General features: G+C 71.5%; 27 protein-coding genes. 10 read left to right on the top strand and 17 right to left on the bottom strand.

The features are described 5' to 3' along the window. The first annotated feature begins 42 nt into the window (after nucleotides 1-42). Nucleotides 43-846: a DUF3109 family protein gene (locus HNR73_RS33680; RefSeq protein ID WP_184791951.1), complete on the top strand. Its 804-nt coding sequence runs from the start codon at nucleotides 43-45 to the stop codon at nucleotides 844-846. Nucleotides 847-1,066: 220 nt separating this feature from the next. Continuing rightward, complete coding sequence (locus tag HNR73_RS33675; RefSeq protein ID WP_184791949.1) at nucleotides 1,067-1,504, top strand: Ohr family peroxiredoxin; 438 nt, start codon at nucleotides 1,067-1,069, stop codon at nucleotides 1,502-1,504. Here HNR73_RS33675 and HNR73_RS33670 read toward each other — a convergent pair. The 6 genes from HNR73_RS33670 to HNR73_RS33645 form a co-directional block, all read right to left on the bottom strand. Then, on the bottom strand, nucleotides 1,482-2,147 hold the full coding sequence (locus HNR73_RS33670) for a winged helix-turn-helix transcriptional regulator (RefSeq protein ID WP_184791948.1): 666 nt from the start codon (nucleotides 2,145-2,147) through the stop codon (nucleotides 1,482-1,484). The genes HNR73_RS33675 and HNR73_RS33670 overlap by 23 nt on opposite strands. Before the next feature lie 46 nt (nucleotides 2,148-2,193). Then, nucleotides 2,194-2,493: a ribbon-helix-helix domain-containing protein gene (locus HNR73_RS33665; protein WP_184791947.1), complete on the bottom strand. Its 300-nt coding sequence runs from the start codon at nucleotides 2,491-2,493 to the stop codon at nucleotides 2,194-2,196. Beyond that, nucleotides 2,483-2,938: a protein-tyrosine phosphatase family protein gene (locus HNR73_RS33660; protein WP_184791945.1), complete on the bottom strand. Its 456-nt coding sequence runs from the start codon at nucleotides 2,936-2,938 to the stop codon at nucleotides 2,483-2,485. Before HNR73_RS33660 ends, HNR73_RS33665 begins: the two co-directional genes overlap by 11 nt. Nucleotides 2,939-3,005: 67 nt before the next feature. Next, nucleotides 3,006-3,740 (bottom strand): Clp protease N-terminal domain-containing protein, encoded by a 735-nt coding sequence (locus HNR73_RS33655; RefSeq protein ID WP_184791943.1) that lies wholly within the window; start codon nucleotides 3,738-3,740, stop codon nucleotides 3,006-3,008. A 50-nt stretch (nucleotides 3,741-3,790) separates the two neighbouring features. Beyond that, entirely contained in the window at nucleotides 3,791-5,035 is a 1,245-nt protein-coding gene (locus tag HNR73_RS33650; protein ID WP_184791941.1) for an MDR family MFS transporter, read from the bottom strand. 102 nt (nucleotides 5,036-5,137) lie between these two features. Then, nucleotides 5,138-6,388, bottom strand: coding sequence for an MFS transporter (locus HNR73_RS33645; RefSeq protein WP_239122195.1), 1,251 nt, complete (start codon nucleotides 6,386-6,388; stop codon nucleotides 5,138-5,140). A 221-nt stretch (nucleotides 6,389-6,609) separates the two neighbouring features. Between HNR73_RS33645 and HNR73_RS33640 the strand changes: the two genes are divergently transcribed. Both HNR73_RS33640 and HNR73_RS33635 read left to right on the top strand, forming a co-directional pair. Next, entirely contained in the window at nucleotides 6,610-7,827 is a 1,218-nt protein-coding gene (locus tag HNR73_RS33640) for a lipase (protein ID WP_184791939.1), read from the top strand. Nucleotides 7,828-8,110: 283 nt separating this feature from the next. Continuing rightward, complete coding sequence (locus HNR73_RS33635) at nucleotides 8,111-8,311, top strand: hypothetical protein (RefSeq protein WP_184791937.1); 201 nt, start codon at nucleotides 8,111-8,113, stop codon at nucleotides 8,309-8,311. On the opposite strand, the gene HNR73_RS33630 is transcribed toward HNR73_RS33635, so the two are convergent. The 5 genes from HNR73_RS33630 to HNR73_RS33610 form a co-directional block, all read right to left on the bottom strand. Further along, the gene (locus HNR73_RS33630; RefSeq protein ID WP_184791935.1) at nucleotides 8,308-9,459 is read right to left on the bottom strand and encodes an FAD-dependent monooxygenase; all 1,152 of its coding nucleotides are present in this window, start codon (nucleotides 9,457-9,459) and stop codon (nucleotides 8,308-8,310) included. The two genes, HNR73_RS33635 and HNR73_RS33630, sit on opposite strands and share 4 nt — an antisense overlap. A 95-nt stretch (nucleotides 9,460-9,554) precedes the next feature. Beyond that, nucleotides 9,555-10,157 carry a dTMP kinase gene (locus tag HNR73_RS33625; protein ID WP_184791933.1) on the bottom strand — a complete coding sequence of 201 codons (603 nt, stop codon included), beginning with the start codon at nucleotides 10,155-10,157 and terminating at the stop codon, nucleotides 9,555-9,557. Then, nucleotides 10,154-11,758: a MinD/ParA family ATP-binding protein gene (locus HNR73_RS41035; protein ID WP_239122196.1), complete on the bottom strand. Its 1,605-nt coding sequence runs from the start codon at nucleotides 11,756-11,758 to the stop codon at nucleotides 10,154-10,156. Before HNR73_RS41035 ends, HNR73_RS33625 begins: the two co-directional genes overlap by 4 nt. 89 nt (nucleotides 11,759-11,847) lie before the next feature. Then, nucleotides 11,848-12,684: a hypothetical protein gene (locus HNR73_RS33615; protein ID WP_184791931.1), complete on the bottom strand. Its 837-nt coding sequence runs from the start codon at nucleotides 12,682-12,684 to the stop codon at nucleotides 11,848-11,850. 45 nt (nucleotides 12,685-12,729) lie between these two features. Continuing rightward, nucleotides 12,730-13,857, bottom strand: coding sequence for a monodechloroaminopyrrolnitrin synthase PrnB family protein (locus HNR73_RS33610; RefSeq protein WP_184791929.1), 1,128 nt, complete (start codon nucleotides 13,855-13,857; stop codon nucleotides 12,730-12,732). A 160-nt stretch (nucleotides 13,858-14,017) separates the two neighbouring features. Here HNR73_RS33610 and HNR73_RS33605 point away from each other — a divergent pair, with 160 nt between their 5' ends. The 6 genes from HNR73_RS33605 (at nucleotide 14,018) to HNR73_RS33580 (ending at nucleotide 19,732) form a co-directional block, all read left to right on the top strand. Then, complete coding sequence (locus tag HNR73_RS33605; RefSeq protein ID WP_184791927.1) at nucleotides 14,018-15,310, top strand: adenylosuccinate synthase; 1,293 nt, start codon at nucleotides 14,018-14,020, stop codon at nucleotides 15,308-15,310. 71 nt (nucleotides 15,311-15,381) lie between these two features. Next, nucleotides 15,382-16,818 (top strand): hypothetical protein, encoded by a 1,437-nt coding sequence (locus HNR73_RS33600; protein WP_184791925.1) that lies wholly within the window; start codon nucleotides 15,382-15,384, stop codon nucleotides 16,816-16,818. 49 nt (nucleotides 16,819-16,867) lie between these two features. Further along, entirely contained in the window at nucleotides 16,868-17,191 is a 324-nt protein-coding gene (locus HNR73_RS33595; RefSeq protein WP_184791923.1) for a cupin domain-containing protein, read from the top strand. Nucleotides 17,192-17,239: 48 nt separating this feature from the next. Beyond that, nucleotides 17,240-17,806 (top strand): NADPH-dependent FMN reductase, encoded by a 567-nt coding sequence (locus HNR73_RS33590; protein ID WP_184791922.1) that lies wholly within the window; start codon nucleotides 17,240-17,242, stop codon nucleotides 17,804-17,806. Nucleotides 17,807-17,975: 169 nt separating this feature from the next. Further along, nucleotides 17,976-18,776 (top strand): CPBP family intramembrane glutamic endopeptidase, encoded by an 801-nt coding sequence (locus HNR73_RS33585; protein WP_239122197.1) that lies wholly within the window; start codon nucleotides 17,976-17,978, stop codon nucleotides 18,774-18,776. Between the two features lie 8 nt (nucleotides 18,777-18,784). Then, nucleotides 18,785-19,732 (top strand): alpha/beta fold hydrolase, encoded by a 948-nt coding sequence (locus HNR73_RS33580; protein WP_239122198.1) that lies wholly within the window; start codon nucleotides 18,785-18,787, stop codon nucleotides 19,730-19,732. Here HNR73_RS33580 and HNR73_RS33575 read toward each other — a convergent pair. The 6 genes from HNR73_RS33575 to HNR73_RS33550 form a co-directional block, all read right to left on the bottom strand. Continuing rightward, entirely contained in the window at nucleotides 19,675-20,079 is a 405-nt protein-coding gene (locus tag HNR73_RS33575; protein WP_184791920.1) for a hypothetical protein, read from the bottom strand. The two genes, HNR73_RS33580 and HNR73_RS33575, sit on opposite strands and share 58 nt — an antisense overlap. Continuing rightward, the gene (locus HNR73_RS33570; protein WP_184791918.1) at nucleotides 20,079-20,927 is read right to left on the bottom strand and encodes a hypothetical protein; all 849 of its coding nucleotides are present in this window, start codon (nucleotides 20,925-20,927) and stop codon (nucleotides 20,079-20,081) included. The genes HNR73_RS33575 and HNR73_RS33570 overlap by 1 nt, the downstream gene beginning before the upstream one ends. Nucleotides 20,928-21,067: 140 nt before the next feature. Next, a complete protein-coding gene (locus HNR73_RS33565) occupies nucleotides 21,068-22,009 on the bottom strand; it encodes an aldo/keto reductase (RefSeq protein WP_203686424.1) in 942 nt (313 codons plus the stop codon). A gap of 57 nt (nucleotides 22,010-22,066) precedes the next feature. Then, complete coding sequence (locus tag HNR73_RS33560; RefSeq protein WP_184791916.1) at nucleotides 22,067-22,420, bottom strand: 5-carboxymethyl-2-hydroxymuconate Delta-isomerase; 354 nt, start codon at nucleotides 22,418-22,420, stop codon at nucleotides 22,067-22,069. 14 nt (nucleotides 22,421-22,434) lie between these two features. Continuing rightward, on the bottom strand, nucleotides 22,435-23,394 hold the full coding sequence (locus tag HNR73_RS33555; protein ID WP_184792142.1) for an asparaginase: 960 nt from the start codon (nucleotides 23,392-23,394) through the stop codon (nucleotides 22,435-22,437). A gap of 49 nt (nucleotides 23,395-23,443) precedes the next feature. Then, a complete protein-coding gene (locus HNR73_RS33550; RefSeq protein ID WP_184791914.1) occupies nucleotides 23,444-24,280 on the bottom strand; it encodes a beta-keto acid cleavage family enzyme in 837 nt (278 codons plus the stop codon). Between the last annotated feature and the right edge of the window lie 4 nt (nucleotides 24,281-24,284).

The following is a 24,284-nucleotide window of genomic DNA, read 5'->3' as shown; positions in this document are numbered from 1 at the left end:
CGGCTGACGGCATTGCCCCTGCGCAGCACGTACGCTTGAGCGGTGACACTTGCGGACAATCCGCGTAAGAACGAGGTGGCCCTCGACTTCCCGCGTGAGTGGATCGAGTTCCTCGATCCCGACGACCCGGACATCCTCATCCGCGCCGACCTGACCTGGCTGCTGTCGGGCTGGTCGTGCATCTTCGCCAGTGGCTGCCACGGCATCAACCCCGGCGGAGCCGCCGACGGCTGTTGCACGCACGGCGCCTTCTTCACCGACGCCGACGACGTCAAACGCGTGCGGAAGGCCGCCGCGCGGCTGACGCCCGAGACGTGGCAGCACTACCGGCCGCGTTTCAAGGACGCCACCGAGACCGACGAACTCGACAACGACGAGGGCGAACCGGAGCCGGCGCTGCGCACGGCGACGGTCGACGGTGCCTGCATCTTCCACAACCGGCTCGGCTTCGACGGTGGGTTCGGGTGCGCGCTGCACGCCCAGGCCCTCCGCGACGGGGTCCATCCCCTGGAGTACAAGCCGGACGTGTGCTGGCAGCTGCCGATCAAGCGCGACTACGAGAAGCTGCGCCACGCCGACGGCACGGAGAAGCAGGTCGTCGTGATCACCGAGTTCGACCGGCGTGGCTGGGGCGAAGGCGGGCACGACCTGCACTGGTGGTGCACGTCGGCACCGGAGGCGCACACGGGCAAGGTGGCGCTGTACGAGTCCTACGCGGCGGAGCTGGCCGAGCTGATCGGGAAACCCGCCTACGACCGGCTCGTGGAGCTGTGCCAGGCCCGGCGCAAGTCGGGGCTCATCGCGATCCACCCGGCGACGGCGCGCAACGAGCCGAACGGCCTTTAGGGCGGGTCTCCCCCGCCCCCTTTGAACGTCGGTCCAGGCGAAGTAGCGCGGGCCGACGACACCACTCGGGCAGACCTTGGCCTCGGTCAGGGTCAGACCCGAGTGCTTCGCCGTGCCCTCGAACAGGGCGGGCCCCCGCAGGCCGCTTGCGTTCCCACCCCCTCGCCCTCTATGGTTCAAAAACAAGAAGCACACACCTGTTGTTTTTGAAGGAGTCGAGATGGCCAAGCCCGCCTACACCGCACACGCCCGCGTCGAAGGCGGCCGCGACGGCGGCCGGGGAAGCACGTCCGGCGGCGAACTGGACGTCCGCCTGGCACTGCCCAAGGAACTCGGCGGCGACGGTGACGGCGTGAACCCCGAGCAGCTGTTCGCCGTCGGGTGGGCCGCCTGCTTCGAGGCGGTCCTCGGGCTCGTCGGGAAGAAGGAGGGCGTCGAGGCCGGTGACGCCGTCATCGACGCCGCGGTCTCCCTCGTACCGGCGGGCGGCGGGCGCTTCGTTTTGGCCGCCGAACTGGACGTGACGCTGCCGTCGATCGCCGACGCCGCCGCCGCGCAGGAGCTCGTGCGGACCGCGCACGGGCTGTGCCCCTACTCGACCGCCACACGCGGAAACATCGACGTGGCCTTCACGGTCAACGGGGTCGCGCTGAGCTGACGCGCTCGCGGGCCTCGGGCCAGGCGAAGAGCGTCGGCAGCAGTGCGACGAGGGCGGGGTCCCCGAGGGCGGTGACCCCGCCGTCGACGTCCTCACCGTTCAGCAGCGCACGGAAGGTGTCGCCGTCGTCGACGGTGATGACGACGTCGGGCCGCTGCGCCGGACCGTGCACGGTCGCGATGTCACCGTCGCGGACGGCGGCGTGGAAGATCTCGTCATCGACGCGGAACTCGTAGACGGCCGCGAAACCCGCGCGCGGCACGTAGGCCGAACGCATCGCCAGCACCGCCCAGCCCGCGCGGAAGACCTCACCCTTCCGCCGCTCACCCAGCGCCCAGGCCATGCCCCAGTCGGCCAGCGCCAGAACCGCCGGCTCCAGGGCCGCACCGGCCTCGGTGAGTGCGTAGGCGGGCGTGTTCGCCGGCGCCGGAAGCGTCACCTGCTCGACGATGCCCTCCTCGACCAGGAACTTCAGCCGTGCCGCGAGCAGGCCCGTGCCCATCCCGGGCAGACCGCCGAGGATGTCGCCGAAACGGCGCGGCCCGGTCAGCAGCTCACGGACGAGGAGCAGGGTCCAGCGCTCGCCGACGAGGTCGAGGGCGTGGGCGGTCGCGCAGTACTGGTTATAGGAGCGGCGGGACATGCTTCGGATTTTAGTGGACCGGGGTAGCGATTTCTGAAGTGCCCGCTCAGCCCTCGGCGCGGGGCAGCGCCCGCACGGCCCTGAGCACGTCCTCGACGTTGACGAGTTCGCCCGGTTCGCGACCGGCGAGCTTGGCCTCGATGGCGCGGCGGATCCACGCCGACGGGGAGACGCCCTCGGCGGCGGCCGCGGCGGTGACGGCCCGGTCGGTCTCCGGCGGGACCCGCACGGTCTTGACGACCATGGCCCCCACGTCGACCGGCTTCGGGTCGGCGAAGTCGAGCGCGTCGGTCAAGGCGATGCCGTCGTCCGAGCCGAACTCGAAGCGCTCGATGTCAGCGTCCATGCGGCCGATCCTCCTCCATGCCGAAACGTCGCACGAAGCGGTGCTGCCAGGGGACTTCGACCGCGCCGGGGTGGTAACCGGCGCGGACGTAGGCGACGGCGTCGGCCGCCGGGACGCCGTCGAGGACCGCCAGGCAGGCCAGCGCGAGGCCGGTCCGGCCGCGACCACCGCCGCAGGCGACCTCGACACGCTCCGAACCCGCGCGTTCCAGGGCCTCGGCAAGGGCGGCGTGGGCGTCGGCGGCGTCGGGGACCCAGAAGTCGCGGCAGCGCAGCCAGCGCGACTCCCACGGCAGGGTCGGCGCCTTGCCGAGGAGATAGACGCCGAAGTCGGGCGGCGGACCGTCGGGCGTCCCGTGCCGCAGGCCCCGGCCACGGACCAGGCGCCCCGACGGCAACGTGAGCACGCCCGTGCCGGCACTCCAGGTCGCTGTTCGCTCATTCATGGACCGAGTGTAATACGTTTCGTATACGCAAGCGGGCGGGCCTGGACCAGGCCCGCCCGCTCCCCGCCTACTCCGCCTCGCCGACGTCCCCGCCCGCCGTCAGCTTCGCCAGCTCGCCGCCGATCCACGCCTCGGCGACCTTGCGCCGCACGCCGAGCTCGTCGAGGACCTTGGCGCCGATACCCTTCCCGTCACGCAGGATCCCGAGCAGCATGTGCTCGGTGCCGATGTAGTTGTGGCCGTAGCGCAGGGCCTCCCGCAAGGTCAGGTCGAGGATCTTCTTCGCCTCCGCGCTGAAGGGGATGTGCTCGGGCGTCTCCTCGTCCGTGGCCGGATGGGCGGCCGCCACGGACGCGCGGATCTTCGCCTCGTCGGCGCCCTGTTCGGCCAGCGCCCGGGCCGCGAGGGCGTCGGGCTCGACGAGCAGCGCCAGGAGGATGTGCTCGCCGCCGACCTCCTGGTGTCCCATGGCCCGCGCCTCGGCCGAGGACTGGACGGTGACGTGCCGGGCCCGGGCGGTGAAGCGGGCGAAGGCGCCCGACAGCTGAGTGGGCAGGTCGCTGGCCTTGGCGACGAAACGCTTCTGCGCGGCCTGCTTGCTCACGCCGATGTACTGGCCGATCTCGCTCCAGGAGGAGCCCGCCCGGCGGGCCTGGTCGACGAAGTGGCCGATGAGATGGTCGGAGATCTCGTCCAGGTAGGCACCGATCTCCGAAGCGGCCGACAGGTGGTCGAGCGGGCCGCCGGGTTGCTGGTTGACGAATTCGATGAGGTCGCCGAGGCGAACGGGATAGCGCTCCATGCGTCAACCATAGGTTGACGCATGGAGTTCGTCAACCCCAGGTTGACGACCTATGCGACGACGGGCTCCGGCACCGGTTCGGCCGGTGCCAGCCGCCGCTCCCGCGAACGCTCGGCAAGGAGGTTTCCGCCGGCGGCGGCGATCCCGATGCCCGCGGCCAGCAGCCACCAGCCGCCGCCCAGGTACTGGAGGGCGAGGCCGCCGAGGACGGGCGCGGTCAGCGTCGCGGCCTGGTAGGACAGCGAGAACGCGGCCTGGTAGCGGCCGCGCATGTCGGCGGGCGCGAGGTCGGCGACGGTCGCGGAGTTCGCCGGGGTCTGGAGCATCTCGCCGATGGTCCACACCAGCACGGTCGCCATGAACACGGGCACACTCGACGCGACCCCGGTCAGGCCGACGCCCGCCGCCCAGAACAGCGACGCCAGCGCCAGCACGCGCGTCCGCCGCGCCCGGCCGACGAGCCGGGGCACGAAGAGCTGACCGAAGACGATGAACACGCCGTTGGTGGCGATGATCCAGCCGTACTCGCGTTCGGTCAGCCCGACACCGGTCACCTGGAGGGGCAGCAGCACTTCGAGCGAGGACATCAGGAAGGCGGGCAGGAAGGTCAGTCCGACGAAGGCCAGGAAGACCCGGTCGCGCAGGATCGCGCGGAAGGCCCCGCGCGGCTGGGCGGCGCGCGGACTGTCGGGCACGCCCTCGAAGGCGGGCTTCGTCTCGGGCACGAAGAGCAGCACGATCAGGCCGGTCAGCGCGATCGCGGCGGCGTTGATCAGGAAGATCAGCCGGTAGTCGAACTGGGCGACGAGCCCGGCGAGCAGGGCGGCACCGGCGAAGCCGAGGTTGATGGCCCAGTAGTTGAGGGTATAGGCGCGCATACGGTCGGCGGGCGCGACGAGGTCGGCGATCATCGCCGAGAAGGCGGGCCGGGCCAGGTTGAGCGCGGCGCCCATCGCGCCGAGGAGCAGGCCGATCGCCCACTTGCCGTCGGCGAAGGACAGGGCGAGCAGGACCGCGACGGCCGAGAAGTTCGACAGCAGGAGGGTCTTGCGGCGGCCCCAGCGGTCGGCGAGGACGCCCGCGACCTGTGTTCCGAGGATGGCTCCGGCGCCCTGTGCGGCGATGAGGACGCCGACCTCGAAGGGCTCGAACTTCCGCACGACGGTCAGGTACAGGGTCATGTAGATGACGACGAAGGAGCCGAGCCGGTTGATGAGGGTGACGAGCCACAGGTGCCAGAAGGTGCGCGGCAGGCCACCGGTGGTCTCGGTGAACCAGTTGCGTGCCGTGCGCATCGCGGGCCTCCCAAGGTGTAAGGACTGTCAGGAATAACAGTCATTACACTCCCGGGCGGCCCGCGGCGTCGCGACGATAAGCGGTGAGCCTGCTTACAGTCCTTACGCGGCCTTGACCGCGTTGGCGGCGGTGAGCGCGGCCCGCTCCTTGGCCGCGCGTTCGCGCGCGGGGCCGGTGAGCAGGTGACCGGCCGCGGCGGCGACGCCGACCAGGCACACGATCGCCCAGTGCCAGTCGCCGAGGTACTGGAGGGTGAAGCCGCCCGCGGTCGGCGCGACGAAGGCCGCCGCCGCGAAGGTCACGCTGAACACGCCCTGGTACCGGCCGCGCATCGGGCCGGGCGACAGCTCGGCGATGATCGTCGCGTTCGGGGGCGCCGCCAGCATCGACGCGACCGTCCACACCAGCACGCACGACACGTACATCGCGAAGGTGCTAGCGAAACCGAGCAGCCCGAAACCGAGACCCGAACCGGCCAGCGACACCGCGAGGACCTGCGCCTTGCCGAAACGGTCGATCAGGCGCGGCACGGCGAGCTGCCCGAGGACGACCAGCACCGTCCCGCAGGCCAGCGCCGTCCCGAACTGGGTCTCCGACAGCCCGTCGCGCTTCATCGCCAGGGGCAGCGTGCTGCTCGTCTGGGAGAACATCAGCGCCTGCATGAAGGTCAGGCCGACGAAGAGCATGTACGGCCGGTCGCGCAGGACCCGGCCGAGCGTGCCGCGGTCGGGCTCCGGCTCGCCGGTGACGGGGTCGTCGCCCTTCTTGAGCGACTCACGGACCCCGAACAGCACGAGCAGGCCCGCGGTCAGTGCGCTGACCGCGTCGAGGGCGAACAGCAGCGGGAAGGAGAACATCGCCAGCAGTCCGCCGAGGAGGCTGGCCGCGCCCATGCCGAGCGTCTGCGCCCAGTACATGATGTTGAACGCGCGCGAACGCTCCTCGGGTTCGACGACGTCGGCGATCGCGGCGACCGAGGCCGGCCCGGCCATGACGCTGACGAAGCCGAGGACGGTGACCAGGGCGGCGATGAGGAAGACGTTGGAGACGACGACGAGGACGCCGAGCACGATCGTCGTGGCGAACATCGAGGTGACGATCGTCTTCTTGCGGCCGATGCGGTCGGTGAGGACGCCACCGGTCAGCATGCCGCCGATGGCTCCGGCGCCGTGCGCGCCGACGACGATGCCCGCCATGCTCAGCGAGAGGTCGCGCTGCACGGTGAGGTAGATCGTCATCATCACCATGACGAAGCCACCGGCCTTGTTGATCAGCAACGAGGCCCAGATGATCCAGAAGGCGTACGGGAGGCGGGCGGGTTTCGGGCGCGGCGTAGAGGCGCGGCGAGGCAAGGGGGACTCCGTAAACAATGTCGCCTGGGGATTGGCGAAGCTGACGTTACGGCTCCCTCGTGGGGACGTAACGGGATCTTCCCGACCCGTGGGCCGCCGCCTTCTGTCATCTTGATCACTGCAACGGTTTCCCGCCCGAACGCGGGTGGGGGCGTAGGTCCCCGTCAAGAGGCGTCGTGAGTCCACTGTCGCCTGATCTTCGCGCCCATAGCTTTGGCGACATGAACAGGACAACGAAAGCCCTGGCCGTGACCACCGCGGCCGCCCTGTTGCTGGCCACCCCGGGCCTCGCGGCCGCCGCCGGTCACCACCACTCCGGCCGCGGCGAGCTCCTCTCCGGGGAGTTCGTCCGCACGGTCCCGGTCACCGAACTCCGCACCGGTCTGGCCGACGAGGGCTTCGACACCTCCACCGTCCGCTACCCCGTCGACCTGTACCGCCTGGAGTACGCGACCGTCGACGCCGTCGGCGAAGCCACCACCGCCAGCGGGCTCCTCGCCCTCCCGCACAACCGCGACCGCTCCCTGACACCCGTCTCCTTCACGCACGGCACCGAGAGCACCAAGGAAGGCGTGCCCTCACTGCCCGGCGACGTCTGGGACCAGGCACCGTCGTGGACCTACGCCTCGGCCGGTTTCGCCGCCGTCGCACCCGACTACCTCGGCCTCGGCACCGGACCGGGCCTCCACCCGTGGATGGACCTCCCGTCGGAGACGACGGCGTCGATGGACATGCTCCGGGCCGCCGACGAGAAGGTCGCCGGCCTCGGCCGCCGACTCGACCGCGACGTCATGGTCACCGGCTTCTCCCAGGGCGCCTCGGCCGCCCTCGGTCTCGCCCGCGTCCTCGACGAGGGCCGCGACGACGCCGGCCGCCACCGCTTCGAACTCGGCGCCGTCGCCGCCATCAGCGGCGCCTACCACCTCGGCGGCGAGGAGATCCCCGCCCTGCTCGCCGGGGAACTGCACAAGAAGCTGAGCGTCATCTACACCGCCTACCTGCTGGTCTCCTGGGACCGGCTGCACGACCTGTACGACTCGCCCTCGGAGGTCTTCGAGGAGACGTACGCCGGCACCGTCGAAGGCCTCTTCGACGGCTACACCAGCGGCGAAGACCTCTTCAACGGACTGCCGAACAGCCTCGACGACCTCATCACCGAGGAAGGCGAGGCCCTGCTGGAGAACCCGGGCGGCGACTTCGCCGACGCGCTCGCCGTCGGCGACGCCCAGTGCTCCGACTGGCGCCCGAAGGCCCCCGTGCGGCTGTACGTGACGCCGACCGACGCCGAGGCCGCGGCCTCGAACACCGACGCCTGCCGCGCCGACTTCGCCGACTCCGGCAAGAAGGTCCGCGTCGTCGACGTCGGCGACACCGACCACACCGACTCGAACAAGCGGGGAACGGCCGACGCCGTGCGGTGGTTCCTGTCGCTCGCTTAGGACCGTGTGAGAGGGGCGGGGCCGTGCTGGTCCCGCCCTTTGTCGTGTTCGCGGCAGGAAGCGTCGCACGCCAAGGATTCCGGACTACATTGGAGACACAGCACGGTCGTCGGCGAGCACGTGGCCGACATGACCGATCGCGCGGAGGGAACGCAATCCGCTCCCGTGCCGCCGTGAGGGAGACGGCACGCGAGCACACCGGTACCCATACGGGTGTGACGCGACGGCCCATCGGGTCGCCGCGGTCGGCGATCGCGTTCCGCGCGACCTCGTGGAGACCGCCGTGCTGCGTCTGTTCCTGGGACTCTTCTCCCGCAATCGCCCGCTGCTCACCATGTTCCTGAGCTGGGTCGCGCTCTTCTCCAAGGACCCCGAGCGCCGCCGCCGTGCCGAGCGGATGTTCAACCGGGTCACCGCGCCCGACCTCGTACCTCCGCAGGCGGCCGTGGCGCCGGGAGACGCGGCGGGGCAGGAGCCGCCCTAGTCCAGCGCGATCCCCTCCGCCGCCTTCACCGACATGCGCTCCAGCATCCCGGCGAAGGCCCGCGAGGACAGCAGCCGGTACATCCGGTCGCGCATCCACAGCCGCGCGGCCGTCGGCGGCGCGAGGAAGGGCCCGGCACCGGCCGCGACCTTCCGGCAGCCCGCCGCGTAGGGCAGGATCCGCGACTCGTAGCGCTTCAGGGCCGTCGCGGGATCGTGCCCGCCGAGTTCTCGTGCCAGAACGTAGGCCGCGACGAGCGCGAGTCCGGCGCCCATCCCGCCGCAGGTGGCGCCGTACCCGGCGTCGCCGAGGAGGGCGATCCGGCCGCGCACGCAGGCGTCGGTCTCGACCAGCGCGATGGAGTCGAAGTAGAGGTTCGGGGCGGTCGCCGCCTCCCGCAGCAGTTCGGGCGCGATCCAGCCCATGCCGGCGAAGGCGCCGGTGAGGATCCGGCGGTGGGCGTCGGTGTCGCGGTGGTCGTAGCGCAGGGCCGCGTCGTGGAAGACGAACATCGCCGACGCGCCGCGGCTCGCCGGGCCGACGCTGACGGCACGGCCGGGTTCGTTGTAGATCAGGTCCGCACCGGCGCGCGCGAACGAGGTGGGGACGTCGAAGAGCCCGATGTGGTACCCCGAGTGGCTCACGTAGTCCTCTTCCGGCCCGAAGGCCAGCCGCCGCACGTTCGAGTGCAGCCCGTCGGCGCCGACGACGACGCCCGCGGTCAGCTGCCGTCCACTGTCGAGGGTCACGTCGACACCGACCGCGGTCTGCGCGAGGGACGCGATCGAGTCGTCGAAGACGTACTCGACCTGCCCGCGCGTCCGCTCGTACAGGAGCCGCGCGAGCCGCCCCCGCTCGATCTCGACGGCACCGCCGGTGAAGGACTCCGGGAGGGAGACCTTCGTGCGACCGGTCGCGTCGACCACCGACAGGCGCGTGCCGCCGGTCGCGAGGTCGCGGACGGCGTCGGTGACGCCCATGCGGTCGAGGACCGCCATGTGCGCGCGTCCACGGAAGTCGACGGCCTGACCGCCGTCACGGATCCCGGGCGCGCGTTCGACGACGGTGACGTGGTTTCCCGCCTGAGCCAGCCACCAGGCCAGCGCGGGACCGGCGATGCTCGCGCCGGAGATGAGGACGTCGGTCATGCCTGCGAACGTGCGCGCGGGCGCTGACCGTCCGGTTACCGTCGGCTGACCGTCCGCACGGATCACCGTGTTCCGCGTCGTCCACTCCGGACCGACTACAGCCCGGCGAGCAGCTCGCGCACCGGCTCGCGCAGGAAACCCTGCACGGTGCCGAAGTCCCCGCCGGCGTCGATGATCGTGAAGGACTCGTACTCGGGCAGCGAACGGTAGGCGTCGCGGAAGCCGCCGAGGAACTCAAGGGTCTCCTCGTCGACGCCCCTCGCCTTGATCCGCCGTTGCGCCTCGACCGGCTCGATGTCGAGGTACAGCGTCAGATCCGGCGTCGGCAGCTCGCGGTTGAGGCGTCGCAAGACGTCCTCGTTCCCCGCTTTGAGCAGGCGCGCGGCGGCGTACTGGCAGTAGGTGTAGCGGTCGACGACCGTCACCGGCGCGGGTTCGACGAGCGCGTCGTGCAGCGCGGCCAGGCGCGCGCCCGACGCGAGTAGGCGCATGGTGTCGGCGTCGAGGAGTTCGGTGTGGTCGCCGAGGCCGTCCTCGACGGCGATCCGGTCCAGCGCGCGCCGGACCGGCAGCAGTGTCTGGTTCGGCACGTAACGCACGTGCCAGTCCCCGCCGCGCAACCAGCCCGCGAGCTCGTGCGCCTGCGAGGTCTTGCCCGCGCCGTCGATGCCGACGACGGCGATGAGGATCGGTTTCACAGCCCCTCGGAGACGGCGGCGGCGATCTTCAGCCAGGCGTCCTTCGTCGCCTGGGAGAGCATGCCGTAGCGGATCGGCTCACCGGAGTCGAGGAGCTTCTCATAGGGCGCGAGCAGCACCTGCCGGGTGCGGGCGGCGAAGTGGCGCTGCACGGCCGGGAGGTCGAGATCCTTGCGGTGGGCGGGCATCGACACGACCGTCACCGCGCGGCGGACCAGGTCCTGGCGGCCGGTCTGCTCCAGGTGGTCGAGGGCCCGGGCGGCGGTCTCGGCGGAGTCGTTGCGGGCCGACATGGTGACCACGAGCTGGTCGGTCGCGTCCATCGAGGACTGCCAGTTGTGCGCGCGGACGTTGTTGCCCGTGTCGACGACGATCAGCTTGTAGAAACGCGAGACAATCTCGCGGATCTCGCCGAAGGCGGCCGAGGTGAGCATCTCGCCGGCGGTCGCCGACTCGTCGGAGGCGAGCACGTCGAACATCGCCTCGCCCTGCGAGCGGACGTACTGGGAGAGGTCGCCGACGCGGCCGGTCGGGCCGCGGAACTGGTCGAGGTCGCGCAGGAGGTCACGGACGGTGCGGACGTGGAAGTCCTGCTGGGCGCGCATGCCCAGGGTCCCCTGCGTCTCGTTGTTGTCCCAGGCCAGGACGTACCCGCCGCGACGCTGCCCGAAGGTCATGGCGAGCATGAGGACGGCGACGGTCTTGCCCGCGCCGCCCTTGGGGTTGATGACGGTGACCTGGCGCAGGCCGCCGAAGTTGCGGCGGACCATCTCGGTCGCGCGGCTGACGTCCTGCTCCTTGCGGCCCGGGGGCAGCTTCACGGCGCCGAAGGTCCCCTTGCGCAGCACCGCGCGCAGGCCCATGGTCGCCACGGGCGTCGGCGGCTTGACGGCCCGGCGGAGCGCGAACTCGTCGGCGGTGACCTGGCCGTGCTCCAGGGAGCCGGGCTGGTCGGGGTAGGGGACGAGCGACTGCCCGGGCTGGGGCGCGTATTCCTGCGGGGGCTGGTAACCGCCCGACACGGGCGCCTCGGGCGGGGGCGCGTAACCGGCGTGCGGCGGCTGGTAGCCACCCGAGACCGGGGCCTCCGGGGGCGCGTAGCCGGGGTGCGCCTGCTGCTGCTGCGTGTGCTGGCCGGAGGGTTGCGCGTAGTCGGACAGCGGCGGGTCGACCTGCTGCTCGTAGGGCTGACCGAACTGCGTGGTCTGCTGCTGCGGCTGGTAGATCGGCGGCTGCTGGGGCTGGTAGGCGGGCGGCTGCTGCGGCGGGACCTGGAGCGGATGCTGCGGCTGGGCCTGCTGGTGGTGGGCCGGCGGGGGCGCGACCTGCGGGAGCTGGCCGGTGGCGTCGTCGGTCGCGGGCGGGGTGTAGCCGCCGTTGGACGGGTACACCCGGGCGATTCCCTGCGTGTTCCCCGGGTTTCCCGGGTTTCCCGCCTGTGCCGGGGGTTGTGGCGGGTGGGCCGCACCGCCGCCCGGCTGCGCCGGAGGCGGACCGAAAGGCGACCACTGCACGGTCGTGCCGTCGGCGATGTCGACGTCACTTCCCTGATCGGACGCGGGCGGGTGCGTGTTGTCGTGCTCGGTGTGCGGCCTGTCCACCGGGCGCTCCTCGGGAAAGAGTGGCTGGTACCTGCCGATTGTTGCGCATCGAGGCCAATAAAGACATCAGACGGTCCGGACTGAGACGGTCACGTGACGTAAACGGCCGCCGCTTCGCGTTCGTTCCACCACGTGCGCTTGCGTGCGAGGGTCCCCACGACGCCGTCGTCGATGTATGGGACCTCGGCGCCGGGTGTGATCGCGACGGCGCGGCCCCGGGCGCGGCGGACCTCGACCTGGACCTTGCGGCGCAGGAGACCGCGCTTGACGACGGGGACGGCGACGGCGACGTCGAGGGCGCCGTCGGCGGGGTCGGGGTCGGTCAGCGGGAGACCGTCCACCGTGGAGTAGCCGGAGGCGTTGGCGACGACGCAGGTGAGGACGCGCTGGGTGCCGTCGGTGAGGATGAGGTCGTCGACGGCGATCTTGCCGAACCAGGGCGTGTCTCCGCCGCCGAGGCGGACGCCGTGGACGGTGGCGGAGCCGCCGTCGTGGCGGAGGACGTCGAGCCTGCGCGTCCGTCCACCGAGGACGGCGGCGGCGACCGCCGCGGGCGTCGTCGGCAGGTCGAGCGCGGCGACGAGTTCGGGCGCCTGCGCGAGCGGGAGGACGCCGAGGGCCGGGAGGTCGGGGACCGTGCGGCCGGCGGGGAGGTCGTCGGGACGGGCGCTGGGGGGCGGCGCGAGGAGCTTGACGGCCCGGCGCCACACCGCGCGCACCTGCGCGTCGGAGTCGGCGGCCAGGACCAGCGCGGCCCCGGACGCGACGACGTCGGTGAGGACGGCGTCGATCCCGGCGTCGTCGACGGCCTCTTCCAGGCGCACGGTCGCGCCGCCCGCCTTGAGGGCGTCGGAGCAGGCCAGGACCTGAGTCCGGGGGCCACAGCTCGGGGCGCCGTCGGCGAGGGAGAGCAGTACTACGTCCACGGGGCCAAATGTAGGCCGGGGCCCGGCCGGGAGCTCGCGTGGGTGTCAGTCCAGTGCCGCGCGCAACCCCTCCAACCGCCCCCTCGCCGTCCCCGGCCGGTCGCGCGCGGCGCGCAGGTCGGCCAGCCGCCCCAGAATCCCCAGCACGACCTCCATCGGCGGGCCGCTCGAACTGCCCACGGGCGTGGGCCGGTCGGCGGCGGGCTTCTCGATGAAGTCGGCGACGAGCCGGTGGTGGTGGAACGCGTACGCCGCCCCGTGCGCGCGGCACACGGCCAGGAACAGCTCGGCGTTCCTGCGCAGCCCGGGCGTCACCTCCACCGCGGCCTCGGCGGCGAACCGGTCCAGCAGCGACGGCACCGTCAGCACCGCCTGGATCTCCGCGCCGTCGCCCGGCGGCAGGTACGGCCGCTTCTCGGCGAGCACCTCCTGGTAGAACGGGTCGCTCGGCGAGCACAGCCCGAGCAGCAGGTCGACGACGTTGATCGCGGCGAAGTCGCCGGCGTTGACGCCCCGGAACTCCGTCCGGCCGACGACGTGCGGTGTGAAGTACGGCCGGATGTTGAGGTAGAAGCGCTCCGGGTCGAGTTCGCGCGCCAGCGACTGGCTGAAGCGCAGCACGTCGCCGAGGGCGGCGGCGGCGTCCTCGAACAGGTAGGCCGCCATGGGGTTGGACACGCCCATGGCCGCGACCGCCGACAGCGCGTGCGCGGCCCGCCGGTAGGCGAGGACGGCCTCGCCGTTGCGGGTGATGAACAGGGCCTCGTCGGGCAGCGTCGTGAACATGTGGAAGCGGTCGCCGACGGCGGGGTTGTACAGCGACTGGTGCGAGAAGACGAAGCGCGGCGCCACGTCCAGCGCCGACCCGAGCAGCCTGGCGAGGGCCCACGCGGGCGCGAGGAGCGTCGCGTCGCCGACGCCGTGGCGGGCGCAGGCGGCGAGGTGGAAGCCGACCGCGCCGAGGAGCTTGTAGCGGTCGCCGTCGTCGTGGGGGATGTCGCCGATGCGGGCGATCAGGGCCGCGCCTTCGCGCAGGATCGCGTCCTTGGCGGCGTCGTGCCCGGCGATCTGGTCGTCGCGGGCGGCGAAGTAGGCCTCTTCGAGACCGGTGTTGAGGTCGGTGAAACGGGACCGAAGCCACGCGTCGTACGCGGCGAGGGGGGTGTCCGGCACGGATCCATGTCTACCAGTGGTGGCGCAGATCATCCCGTGTGCACAGTGCGGTGTCCGTATCGTGGAGTGGTCGAACAGGTCACACCTCCCAGGTAAGGGCCTGATCAGCGACCCCATTACCCTTTATCGGTAATCGGGTGTCACCCGGGAAGGCGAAGAGATGCCAGCGATCGTGCTCGTCGGGACCCAGTGGGGCGATGAGGGCAAAGGTAAGGTCACCGACCTGCTCGGCGAGCGGATGCACTACACGGTCCGCTACCAGGGGGGCAACAACGCCGGGCACACGGTGGTGACGCCGGACGGCGAGAAGTACGCCCTGCACCTGACGCCGACGGGCATTCTGACGCCCGGCTGCGTGCCGGTCATCGGCAACGGTGTCGTCATCGACCCCAAGGTCCTCCTGCACGAACTCGACGGGCTCGCCGCGCGCGGGGTCGACGTGACGCAGCTGAAGATCTCCGCCGACGCGCACCTGATCATGCCGCACCACCGGGCCCTCGACCGCGTCGTCGAGCGCTACCTCGGGTCGGCGCGGATCGGGACGACCGGCCGCGGCATCGGACCGACGTACGGCGACAAGGTCGGCCGCGTCGGGATCCGCGTGCAGGACCTGCTCGACCCGAAGATCTTCCGGCAGAAGCTCGAACTGGCGCTGCGCGAGAAGAACCAGGTGCTGGTCAAGGTCTACAACCGCAAGAAGATCGACATCGACGCGGTCGTCGAGGAGTACATGGGTTACGCCGAGAGGCTGATCCCGTTCATCACCGACACGCGCCTGCTGCTCGACGACGCGCTCACCCGCGGCGACTACGTGCTCCTCGAAGGCGCGCAGGCGACGCTGCTCGACGTCGACCACGGCACCTACCCGTTCGTGACCTCGTCGAACCCGACGACCGGCGGCGCCTGCGTCGGCGCGGGCATCCCGCCCACGCGCATCGACCGCGTCATCGGCGTGATCAAGGCCTACACGACCCGAGTCGGGTCAGGCCCCTTCCCGACCGAGCTGTTCGACGACAACGGCATGCACCTGCTCAAGGTCGGCGGGGAGTACGGGACGACGACCGGCCGCGAACGCCGCTGCGGCTGGTTCGACGCGGTGATCGGCCGGTACGCCGTGCGCGTCAACGGGATCACCGACCTGTTCCTGACGAAGCTGGACGTGCTGTCGTCGCTGGACAAGGTGCCGATCTGCATCGGTTACGAGATCGACGGCGAACGCCACGACGAGATGCCGATGACGCAGACGGCGCTGCACCACGCGACGCCGCTGTACGAGTTCCACGACGGCTGGTGGGAGGACGTGTCGGAGTGCCGGCGCTTCGAGGACCTGCCGAAGAACGCGCAGTCCTACGTGGAGCGGCTCGAAGAGCTGTGCAAGGCGCGGATCTCGGTGATCGGCGTGGGCCCGGCGCGGGACCAGAACGTGATCCGGCACGACATGCTGGTGTCGTAGCGCGGAAGTGTGCGGAAACGGCCCCCGGGGTTTCCCGGGGGCCGTTTCCACGCCCAAGGCACGATGACCCGATGTCCTCACCCCTCGCCCGCGCCCGCGCCCGCGTCACGGGCGTCGCCGCCAATCCCGCCGCGCCCGCGGAAGTGCTGCTGAGGCTGCTTCAGCCAGGCGACGACCGGTGGTCGGACGCGCTCTTCTCCGAACGCGGCGAGCTGCCCGGGGCGGTGTACGACGCGGTCGTCGCGCATCCCGGCACGGAGGTCCGCGCCGCCTTCGCCACCGGGTGGCGAATCCCGGCGGCACAGCGCTCGCGCCTGGTCATGGACCTGTCCCCGCACGTGCGGACGATGCTGGCGACCGGGGGCAGGCCCCACCGGGAGCCGGTGGAGGAACTCCCGGCCGAGGTCTTCGCCCGCCTGGCCCGCGACCCGAACCCCGTCGTGCGCGCGGCCATCGCGGCGGAGGTCGCGATCGGCGACGACGCGCTGGAGCTCCTCTGCGCCGATCCCGACGCCCGGGTCCGCCGCATCGCGATCGAGACGTGGCCGGAACCGTCGGATGCCGTGATCGAACGCCTCAGGGGTGATGAGGACGCCCGAGTGCGCCGGGCCGCGCTGTGGCACGCGGGCATGCGCGACGGGGCCGCCGCCGCGGAGTTCCTCGCCGACCCGGAGACCTTGTCCCGACCGCGCGAACGGCTCATCGAGGAAGCGCCGCTGCCTTTCGCCGTCTACGAGCGCCTCGCCCGCGACCAGGCCCCCCTGGTCCGCAAAGCCGTCGCCGCCAACCCGGGCCTGTCGGCCCACCTGGTCGACCGGCTCGCCGTCGACCCCGACAAGCGCGTCCGCCTCGCCGTGTCCATGCGCGCCGAACTCACCGAGCGACAGCGCGCGGCCGTCGACGTCCACGTCACCCGGTCCGACAGGTTCGACCCGCCCGCCTGGGCGCGACAGAACCTCGATCACCCCGACCTCATGCGCATGTGCGCGACCTCCGCGCACATCGGCCTGCGCCGGGCGGCCGCGCACTCGTCCTCCCTGCCGCCCGACCTGGTCGTGCTGCTCTCGGCCGACGCCGACCACGCCGTCCGGCTGCTGCTGTGCGAGAACCACCCCGGCGTCGCGCCCGAGGTGCTCCTGTCCACCTACCTCGAAGCGAAGGCCCTCACTCGCGGCGACCTGCTCCACAAGCCGGGTTTCCCGCGTGAGGGCCTCGCCGACCGCTTCTCCACCGACCCCGACCCCGAGCGCCGATGGCTCGCCGTCCTCGACCCCGCCGTCACCGCCACCCGCCTCATCCGCCTGTCGGCCGACCCCGATGAGCTGGTCCGCGCGGCCGCGGCCCCGCACGAGCGCCTCCCCGCCGAGCGCGCCCGCGCGCTCCTCGACGACCCGGTCCGGATGGTCGCCCGGGCCGCCGCGCGCCATCCCGGTCTCCCCGTCGACGTCATGCACCGGCTCCTCGACGACGCACAGATCCCCCGATCCACACCCCCGCCCCCCGGTTAACTGCGACCATCACCGGGTACTCCACACGCACCGAGCGCCGGAGGCCCGCATGCACGACCTACCCCTGCTCATCCGCGAGCACATCGAGAAGGCCCACGCCGACGAGCGTGGGCGCAGCGCCCATCTGCTCCTCCACGAGGGCCCGCTGCGTCAGACGATCATCGCGCTGACGACCGGCTCGGCCCTCGACGAGCACGACGCGCCGACGGCGGCGAGTCTCCAAGTCCTCTACGGCGGCGTGTGCGTCACGACCGCCGAGGGCGAGGAAACCAAGATCTCCCTCGGCCAGTTGCACGAGATCCCGCAGACCCGTCACTCCCTCAAGGCCACCGACGACGCGGTGGTGCTGCTCACGGCCGTGACGGAGACATAGACCACCGGAGTTGACCTCAACCGGGGTTGGGGTCCTAGCCTTGCCTCCATGTCCCGCACATTGGAGGAAACCCCCTTGGACCGCTACAAACTGGCCGTCGTCGTCGGCAGCGTCCGTGAAGGTCGCTTCGCGCCCGTTGTGAAGAACTGGCTCCTCGGCCAGATCGACGCGCGCGACGACATCAAGCCCGACGTCATCGACCTCGCCGAGGACCCGGCGCCGAGCGCGTCGTTCACCGAACGCATCGGCGCGGCCGACGCGATCCTGGTCCTCACCCCCGAGTACAACCACAGTTTCCCCGGTCCGCTGAAGACCGCGATCGACTCCGTCGGCGCCGAGTGGCGCGGGAAACCCATCGCCTTCGTCTCCTACGGCGGCCTCTCCGGCGGCCTGCGGGCCGTCGAGGCGCTGCGACCGGTCTTCGCCGAGCTCCACGCCGTCACCATCCGCGAGACCGTCAGCTTCCACCTCGCCTGGGAACGCTTCGGCGAGGACGGCGAACCGCGCGACGCCGAGAGCGTGAACCGCGCCGCCCAGGGCCAGCTCGACCAGCTCGCCTGGTGGGCGTACGCCCTGCGCACCGCCCGCGCGGACCGTCCGTACGTCGCCTTCTGACAGCCGCCCCCGGGTGGGTGGCCCGAACGGTCCAACCGGATCACCCACCCGGGCGAGATGTCGGCATCCGCACGCGTATCTACCAGCTTCGTCCCAGGTTTGGTCGTGTACTGTCCCAGGCTGACGCACTCCCCGGCAGCCGTCCCCGGTACACGGAGCTTCGCACCTCGTGCTTGACACACAGACGATCCCCGCCACGACCGCCGCAACCCTCCCCGCCCCGAAGTCCCTTGTGGACCGGGTGCGCGCAGTGCTCTTCGGGGGCCGCCGCAGGCGGTTCTTCCTGACTCTCGCCGTCGTCCTCGGCACGCTCGTCGCCGTCAACATCCTGCGCAAGTTCGGCCCGGTCAACTCCGGCCTCATCGCCGGCCCGATCGCCGCGGCCTGGCTGATCCTGCTGGCCCGCAAGCACGGCCTGACCTGGCACGACCTCGGCCTGAGCCGCCGGACCTGGGCGCGCGGCGCCCTCTACGCGCTGGCCTCGGTGATGTTCGTCGGCGGCATCTACGCCCTGGGCGTGGCGATGCCGTTCTCACGCGACGCGTTCATCGACATGCGCTACCAGCTCCACCCCAGCGCGGCCCTGCTGACGGCCTTCGTCTTCATCCCACTCGGCACGATCCTGCTCGAAGAGGTCGCCTTCCGCGGTGTGCTGTTCGGGCTGGTCGGGAAACACCGCGGCGTGTGGTGGGCCTCCGGCGTCTCCTCGATGCTGTTCGGCGCCTGGCACATCCTGTCCTCGCTGAAGCTCGGCGACCGCAACAAGGCCGTCATCGAGGTCTTCGGGACCGGCGGACTGGCCAAGATCGCGATCCTGACGGCCGTCGTGCTGTTCACGGGCCTCGCCGGGCTCCTGCTGTGCGAGCTGCGCAGGCGCAGCGGCAGCCTCCTCGCCGCCGCCGGCCTGCACTGGGCGACCAACGGCCTCGGCGTCATCGCCGTCGCCGGACTCTGGGCGCTGACGACCTAGACTGCGGCGTGTTCTTCACCGCGTACGACGGAACGAGTCTCGCCTACCGCGCCCTCGGCGACGGGCCCACGCTCGTGTGCCTGCCCGGCGGCCCGATGTCGGACCCGGCCTACCTCGGCGAGCTCGGCGGCCTCTCCGCTCACCGGCGGCTGGTCATGCTGAACCTTCGGGGCACGGGCGAGTCGGCGGTCCCGGCCGATCCGTCCTCTTACCGCTGCGACCGGCTCGTCGCCGACGTCGAGGCCCTGCGCGAGCACCTCGGGCTCGACACGGTGAGCCTGCTCGCGCACTCCGGTGGCACGAACCTCGCGGTCCTCTACGCGGCCCGGTTTCCCGACCGCGTGGCCGCGCTGACCCTCGTCACCCCGAGCGTCGCGGCGGTGGGCGTCGAGATCACGCCCGAGACAAGGCTCGCCACGGCGAGGAAACGCCATGACGAGCCGTGGTTTCCCGAGGCGTTCGCGGCTCTGGAGGCGGTCGTCGCCGGGCGCGCGACCCCGTCCGACTTCACCGCGATCGCGCCCTTCTTCTACGGCCGCTGGGACGACGCCGCCCGCACGCACCGGGCCGCCGAGGACGGCTGGCGCAACGACGACGCCGCCGCCGTGTACGGCTCGGAAGGCGCCTTCGACCCGGCCGCCACCCGCGCGGCTCTGTCGCGTCTCACCGCACCGGTCCGCGTCATCGGCGGGGAGGTCGACCTGAACTCGCCGCCCGAGGCGGTCGCCGAGGTCGCGGGGCTGTTCGGCGTCGCGGCGGCGGTCGTGCCGGGTGCCGGGCACTTCCCGTGGCTCGACGACCCGGCCCGCTTCACGGCCGCGGTTCTCGGCTCCCGGTTAGAGGGCCGCGTCCGTCGCTCGGCGCTGAGCTTCAGCGCGGCACCGCCGACCCGCACGGCTCAGTCGAAGATCTTCTCGGCCGAGTCCGCGAACACGGCACGATCCAGCCAGGCGTAAAGCTGGTCCTGATCCCGGCAGCCGCGCACTCGCTCGGCGTTCTCCTCGCTCAGCGTCAGCCCCCGTGAGGCCAGGACCAGGAGTACCGCCTTGCCTGTGCCCTCCGCGAAACCGTCCGCGTAGCCCTCCGCGTAGGCCTCCGCGTAGGCCTCCGCGTAGGCCTCCGCACGGGCCTTCGCGCGCGCCTCGGCGTACGTCGTCCGGAGGAGGGTGCTCCTGTAACCAGACGTCCTGGTGCTCCTCGCGCCCTCCAGAATCTCCCTCGCGGAGCCGTCCGGCACTCCGGCGAAGTCGCCGTGGTCGACCTCGGCCGCCAGCGTCTCGGCATCGCGATGGCGCGTGCGCATCAGTCGAAGATCTCTTCGGCCGAGTCCACGACCAGCGCGCGATCCAACCATGCCTTCAGCAGGCTCTGATCGCGACATCCCTGCACCCGCTCGGTACTCTCCTCGCTCAGCGGCAGCCCTCGTGAGGTCAGGACCTGAAGTACCGCCTCCCCACGGCCCTCCTCACGGCCCTCCTCACGACCCTCCGCGACCCCCTCCGCGTGCGCCGTCCGGAGGAAGGTGCTCTTGTAACCAGGCGTCATAGTGCTCATTGTGCCCTCCAGAATCTCCCTCGCGGAGTCGTCCAGTACTCCGGCGAGGTTGTCGTAGTAGATTTCGGCCTGCTTCGCTTCCACCGATTCGAGCAGCCGGAGCAGCGCGGCGGCGATCTCGGGAAACCGTCGGTCGCGCTGGTGCGCCAGCGCGGCCAGGACCGCGGTGCCGACGTTGCCGGACCACTGGTCCGGGTCGGTGATGACCGGGAAGTTGCGCGGCGACACCGCGGCCGGCGCGCCCGTCCCGAACGGACCCAGCTGGATCGGTTCGCGTGCCCACGACGCGGTCGTCTCGTCCGGGCACCACACCACCAGCGCCACGGGATGCCGCCACTGCCGCCGGACCTCGGTGGCGTAGACCGGCCAGGTGAACTTCTTCCGGTCGTCCCGGCGGAGCTGGACCTCGATCAGCACCATGAGCACCCGCCCGTCGGTGAACTCGACCTTGCCGACCCTGTCGACATAGAGCTCCGCCGGCATCTGGGTCGTCCGCTCCGGACCGTAGATCACCTTCGCCTGTGGGTCGGCGGGGAGTTCCGCCGTCGGCAGCAGGTCGAGCAACAGTCCGGGCGCATTCCCGAGCAGGTCGATCAAGGCCTCATGTTCCCGCGTCACCACGCGCACTTCTCCAATCGCAGATGCAGTTTGCATTCTCAGCTTGCTTCTGCGAGAACTAACGGCACCGGTGACGGCGAGTTACGCACACTTGTACGAGATGGCGTAAACCCGCCATCTCACACCGCGGCGTCCAGCGCCTCGCGCTGCTCCACGCTCAACTCCAGCGCCGCTCCCGCGAGTGCCTCGTCCAGCTGCGCGAGGCTCGACACGCCCACGATCGGCACGGCCTTCTCCGGCGCTCCGGTCAGCCAGGCCAGCACGACCTGGTTGAGACTGACGCCCAGTTCGCCGGCGACGGCGGCGAGGGCCGCGAGCTTCCGCGTCGTGCCCGGGTGGTCATAGGCCTCGGGGAGCGGCCGGTCGGCGCGGATGTAGGCGCCGGTCAGCAGCGGGCTGTACGCCCACGTCTCCAGTCCTTCGGTGACGACGTAGTCGCGCGTCTCGTCGGTGAACCATCCGAAGCGGTGTCCCGAGGCCTTCGCCGACTCCGGCCGCGGCTTCACGTACGAGTGCGACAGCTGCACCGCGCCGTACCCCTCGACGCCCAGGCCGCGGGCGATGCCGCGGGCCTGCTCGACGCGCCACGTCGTGTGGTTCGAGGCCCCGAGTTTCCCGACGAGCCCTTCGGCGACCAGCGCGCCCAGTCCGGCGACGGTCTCCTCGGCGGGCACGCGACGGTCCTCCATGTGCGACCAGAAGTACTCGACGCGCTCGACGCCCATCCGCTTGAGGCTGGCGTGCAGCGCGTCGGTGACCGCCTTGGCGCCGAGCCCTTCGCGCGTCTCGGGCCAGTCGCCGTCGGCGACGGTCGGCTCGGCACCGCACTTCGTGCTCAGCACGACCCGGTCGCGCACGCCCGGCCGCGACGCGAACCAGCGGCCGAGGAGCTCCTCGCTCTGGCCGCCGTAGCCACTCGGGTGATTCCAGAAGGAGTAGCAGTTCGCGGTGTCGATCATCGTGCCGCCGGCCTCGACGAAGCGGTCGAGGAGGGCCACCGAGGTGGCCTCGTCGGTGGTGGTGCCGAAGTTCATCGCGCCGAGGGCGAGCGTGACGGTCATGGGGTTTCCTTCCGGACTACGGGGAAACCCAAGATCGCATCTGGAGTGCGCTCCAGGTCAAGCGGTGATGTGCTTGGCGAAGGTCGGCCGGTTCATCTCCCGGACCTCGACGGTCAGGTGTGTGCGCGGCGGCGCGTCGGCGAAGGTCGCGCGCAGCAGGTCCAGCAGCCGCGCGGCCAGCTCGGCGCGGGCCTGTTCGCTGCGGCCCGACAGGAGCCCGAAGTCGACGTGCACGAGCGTGTCGGGCCCGTCCCCGTCGCCAATCGTCCAGGTCCCGATGGGCAGGAAACGCGTCTTGTAGTCGTCGAGGGAGGCGTCGATGACCTTCGCGGCCTCGCGGTGCAGCTCGCGCGCGAAGGCCTGCCGGTCGAAGGAGACGGTGTCGGAGTGGGAGACAACGATCTGCGGCATGCCCGGATGCTCCTCTAGGGAAGGGTCGCGCGGACGGCGCCGACCGGCACCCCGCGCCCGTACAGGATGGCTTCCCCCGCCTTGGCCAGCTCATCGCCCGTGACGCCCAGGCGGGCCAGTCCGGCGACGGCGACCGGGAGCGCCGCGCGGCGGGCCCCGTCGTCGATCTTCACCGCGAGCGCGCCCACGCCCGGGACGGCCATGGCCCACACGCCTTCGGCGCCGACCTTCGACAGCATCCCCGGCACCGCGCGCATGAACCGCGTGTCGTGCCCGCGGGTCCCGGCGACCTGCTCGGGGTTGGCGCGCATCGCGTCGGCGACCGCGCGCTCGTTGCTGCCCGGCTCGGCCGAGACCAGCGCGGCGAAGGACCGGGCGAGAGCGGTGAGGCTGAAGGCGAACAGGGGCGCGCCACAGCCGTCGACACCGGTCGCCGCGATCGGCTCGCCGACGAGGTCGGCGATCGTGCGCGCGATCTCCTTCTGCAGCGGGTGGCCCGGGTCGAGGTAGTCCGACGTGGACCAGCCCGCCGCCACACAGGTCGCGAGCATCGTGGCGTGCTTGCCCGAGCAGTTCATCAGCAGGCGCGTGGCGCCGCCGCCGGAGGCGATGACGGCCGCGCGCGCCGCGGAGTCGACCGGCAGGTCGCGCGGGCAGGCCAGGTCGGACTCGGTAAGCCCGGCGTTGACCAGGATCCGGCGGACGCGCGCGATGTGGAAGGGCTCGCCCCAGTGGCTCGCCGCGGCGATCGCCAGGTCGGCGGGCGCCGGGAGCGGCAGCCCGGCCCGGAGCATTCCGACGGCCTGGAGCGGTTTGTTCGCCGAGCGCGGGAACACCGGCCCGTCGATGTCCCCGGCCGCGTAGGCGATGTCGCCGCGCGCGTCGAGCAGCGCGATCGAGCCGCGGTGCAGGCCCTCGACGAATCCGGACCTGACCACCTCGGCGATTGCCGCGCCACCTTTATAAACCACGATTGAAACGTATCTTTCGGTGAAGATCCCGGGCAAGACTTCGCGAACTAGCTCACGATCTGATACCCAGCATGCTCCTCGCCGATGCCACGTCCATCGGCGGACGCTGCGCGAGGCGGGCGAGGGAGTTCGCGCGCGCCACGAGCTTGGCGTTGCTCTCCACCGGCTCGCCCTTGGCGTAGGTGAGCGTGTCCTCCATGCCGACGCGGAGGTGCCCGCCGGCGCCCAGGGTCGTGAGCAGGACCGGCAGCGTGGAGCGGCCGATGCCGGTCGCGGCGAAGGTCGCGTCGGCCGGGAGGTGCTCGCGCATCTGCTGCTTGGCGGCGATGACGGTCTCGGCGGTGCCGGGCGCGCCGCCGGGGACGCCGAGGACGAAGTCGATGTGGACGTGCCCGCCGAAGGGCAGTCCGTGCTTGTCGAGGAGCCGGCCGAGGGAGGCGACGTGCCCGATGTCGAAGATCTCGTACTCCGGGACGACGCTCGCGGCCTGCATCCGCTCGTGCAGTTCGACGATGAAGTCCCAGCGGTTCATGAACACGTCGGGACCGAAGTTGACCGTGCCCATCGTGCACGACGCCATGTCGGGCGCGGCCTCAAGGACGCGCAGGCGGTGCTCCTCGGGGTCGTGGACGGACCCGCCGCTGGACAGCTGGACGATCAGGTTCGTCGCGTCGCGGAGGGCGTCGACGGTCGCCTTGAGGCGGCCGAGGTCGAGGGAGGGCTTGGCGTCGTCGTCGCGAATGTGCACGTGGATGACCGCGGCACCCGCCTTCTCGCAGTCGACGGCGGTCGACACGAGCTCGTCGAGGGTGACGGGAAGCGCCGGGACCTTCGACTTCTCGGTCTCGGCGCCGGTGGGGGCCACGGTGATCAGCGTCGTTGCTGGCATGGTC

Origin of the sequence: Phytomonospora endophytica, from assembly GCF_014202425.1 — a bacterium.
In the GTDB taxonomy this organism is placed as follows: Bacteria; Actinomycetota; Actinomycetes; order Mycobacteriales; family Micromonosporaceae; genus Phytomonospora; species Phytomonospora endophytica.
Note: the sequence above shows the minus strand (reverse complement) of the source record. Positions and strands in the feature narration are given on the sequence as shown.

Coding starts and splice junctions, on each gene's coding strand:
- HNR73_RS33675 (WP_184791949.1), top strand. CDS start 1,067: ATGGCCAAGCCCGCCTACACCGCACACGCCCGCGTCGAAGGCGGCCGC.
- HNR73_RS33670 (WP_184791948.1), bottom strand. CDS start 2,147: ATGTCCCGCCGCTCCTATAACCAGTACTGCGCGACCGCCCACGCCCTC.
- HNR73_RS33665 (WP_184791947.1), bottom strand. CDS start 2,493: ATGGACGCTGACATCGAGCGCTTCGAGTTCGGCTCGGACGACGGCATC.
- HNR73_RS33660 (WP_184791945.1), bottom strand. CDS start 2,938: ATGAATGAGCGAACAGCGACCTGGAGTGCCGGCACGGGCGTGCTCACG.
- HNR73_RS33655 (WP_184791943.1), bottom strand. CDS start 3,740: ATGGAGCGCTATCCCGTTCGCCTCGGCGACCTCATCGAATTCGTCAAC.
- HNR73_RS33650 (WP_184791941.1), bottom strand. CDS start 5,035: ATGCGCACGGCACGCAACTGGTTCACCGAGACCACCGGTGGCCTGCCG.
- HNR73_RS33640 (WP_184791939.1), top strand. CDS start 6,610: ATGAACAGGACAACGAAAGCCCTGGCCGTGACCACCGCGGCCGCCCTG.
- HNR73_RS33630 (WP_184791935.1), bottom strand. CDS start 9,459: ATGACCGACGTCCTCATCTCCGGCGCGAGCATCGCCGGTCCCGCGCTG.
- HNR73_RS33605 (WP_184791927.1), top strand. CDS start 14,018: ATGCCAGCGATCGTGCTCGTCGGGACCCAGTGGGGCGATGAGGGCAAA.
- HNR73_RS33600 (WP_184791925.1), top strand. CDS start 15,382: ATGTCCTCACCCCTCGCCCGCGCCCGCGCCCGCGTCACGGGCGTCGCC.
- HNR73_RS33595 (WP_184791923.1), top strand. CDS start 16,868: ATGCACGACCTACCCCTGCTCATCCGCGAGCACATCGAGAAGGCCCAC.
- HNR73_RS33590 (WP_184791922.1), top strand. CDS start 17,240: ATGTCCCGCACATTGGAGGAAACCCCCTTGGACCGCTACAAACTGGCC.
- HNR73_RS33575 (WP_184791920.1), bottom strand. CDS start 20,079: ATGCGCACGCGCCATCGCGATGCCGAGACGCTGGCGGCCGAGGTCGAC.
- HNR73_RS33565 (WP_203686424.1), bottom strand. CDS start 22,009: ATGACCGTCACGCTCGCCCTCGGCGCGATGAACTTCGGCACCACCACC.
- HNR73_RS33560 (WP_184791916.1), bottom strand. CDS start 22,420: ATGCCGCAGATCGTTGTCTCCCACTCCGACACCGTCTCCTTCGACCGG.
- HNR73_RS33550 (WP_184791914.1), bottom strand. CDS start 24,280: ATGCCAGCAACGACGCTGATCACCGTGGCCCCCACCGGCGCCGAGACC.